The sequence below is a fragment of the Corallococcus sp. AB049A genome (assembly GCF_003668885.1).
GTDB classification, from domain to species: domain Bacteria; phylum Myxococcota; class Myxococcia; order Myxococcales; family Myxococcaceae; genus Corallococcus; species Corallococcus interemptor.
Map to the genome: position 1 here is coordinate 1 of NZ_RAWL01000735.1, position 2,013 is coordinate 2,013.

1 protein-coding gene is annotated in these 2,013 nt (G+C 71.4%); it reads right to left on the bottom strand.

The annotated features are described in order from the left end of the window. A partial coding sequence (locus tag D7X55_RS38840; protein ID WP_121725664.1) for an aminotransferase class III-fold pyridoxal phosphate-dependent enzyme occupies positions 1-2,013 on the bottom strand: 2,013 nt, incomplete at both ends.

The following is a 2,013-nucleotide window of genomic DNA, read 5'->3' on the forward strand; positions in this document are numbered from 1 at the left end:
GTGCCGGGCAGGAAGCCCGCGTCCTGCAGCTCCGTGACGCTGTCCTGGAACGCGGTGATGAGGCGCTGCACGTCCGCGTCCGAGTGCGCCGTGGTGAAGAAGCACGGGAAGCCATCCCAGATGTGGATGCCCTTGTCGCGCAGCAGGCAGAACAGCAGGTCCGCGTTCGCGACGTCCGACGTGACGAACGTCTTCCACAGCGACCCGAAGTGCTTGATGCGCAGCGGGGCGCCCACCTCGTCGAAGAACGCGTTGAGCGTGGTGGCAAGCCGGTCCGCCTTGGCGCTCACGCCGCGCTGCAGCTCCGGGCCCGCGGCCTTCATGTGCTCCAGCGCGGCCTTCGCGGCGGCGAGCGCCAGCGGGTGGCGCACGAACGTGCCGGCGAAGTACGTCACGCCCACCGTGGGCACGGAGTCGTCGCCGAACTGCCAGTGGCCGCCGTCCAGCGCGTCCATGAACGGGCGCTTGCCCGCGATGACGCCAATGGGCATGCCGCCGCCCACGACCTTTCCGTAGGTGGCCACGTCCGCCTGCACGCCGAAGAGGGCCTGGGCGCCGCCCGGGTGCATGCGGAAGCCGGTGATGACCTCGTCGAAGATGTAGACGGAGCCGGACTTCTGGGTGAGGTCGCGCAGCTGGTGCAGGAACTCGCGCGGCTGGAAGTCCGGGCGGCGGCTCTGCACGGGCTCCACCATGATGGCGGCCAGCGAGTCCGCGCGGGCGCGGAGGATTTCGAGCGACTCCGGCGTGCCGTAGTCCAGCACCAGCACGTCCTGCACCGCGCCCGCCATGATGCCCGGGGCGGCCGGCACGGTGCGCAGGCTCTTGGTGCCGCGCACCAGCACCTCGTCGAAGATGCCGTGGTAGCTGCCGGAGAAGATGGCGATGGTGCTGCGGCCGGTGACGGTGCGGGCGATGCGCATCGCGCCCATCACCGCCTCGGAGCCGGTGTTGCAGAGCGCCGCGCGGTCCGCGCCGGTGAACTCACAGACGAGCTTCGCGACCTCGCCGGCCAGCGGGTGCATGGGCCCCAGCTCGTAGCCGTCGTCCACCTGCTGGTGCACGGCCTGGGTGATGAAGTCCGGCGCGTGGCCGAACATCACGGAGCCGAAGCCGTTGAGCGCGTCCAGGTACTCGTTGCCGTCCACGTCCCAGAGCTTGGAGCCCTTGGAGCGGTTCACGTTGAGCGGGTAGATGAGCTCCTTGAGCAGCGGGCGGAAGCCCGTCACCACGCGCGGATCCGACAGTTGGCTCCGGTGCTCCTGGGCGTAGCGCTTGGAGCCCTGCGTCTTCGTGTTGTAGCGGCGGGTGAAGTCCTCCAGGAACGTCTGCTGGCGGGGCGTGAGCGCGTCCTTCGGCGCCAGGCTGATGCGCGCGATGGCGCCGAAGGCCTTCTTCACGTCGTACTTCACCGGGCCCTTGAGTTCGGCCTCATCGGGGGCCGCGGCCGGAGCCGGGGCGGCCTGCGGCCGCGGGGCGGGGACCTGCTCGGCCTGAGGCTGGGCCTGCACGGCGGGAGCCTGCGGGGCCATGGCCTGCGCGGGCTGGCCGGACAGGAGCGCGAGCTGCTGGGTCATCAACCAGAGCTGCTGCGCGACCACCGCCTGGAGGCTCCCAGCGGGCGCGGCCATCGCCTGGGCCTGGAACGCGGCACCGGCGGCGGCGAACGGCGCGGCCTGGACCGGGACGGCAGGGACCTGCGGCTGTCCGAGGATGTTCGCGGTGAGCTGCGCGGTGGGCGCGGCGGCCACGGGGGCGGGCGCGGCCTCCGCGGGCATGCGGCCATCGAGGTACGCGGCGAGCTGCCCCAGCGACGGGACCTCCTCCAGGAGCTGCCGGAACGTCACCTTCACGCCGAACTGCTTCTGCACCGCGAGCGCCGCCTGCGTGAGCACCAGCGAATCCAGCCCCAGCTCCAGGAAGCTCGCGCCCGGATCCGCGCCGGCCAGCTCCAGGCCGCTCAGCTCCTCGAACAGGGTGCGCAGGGAGGGGACTGTCTCTTTATACACATCT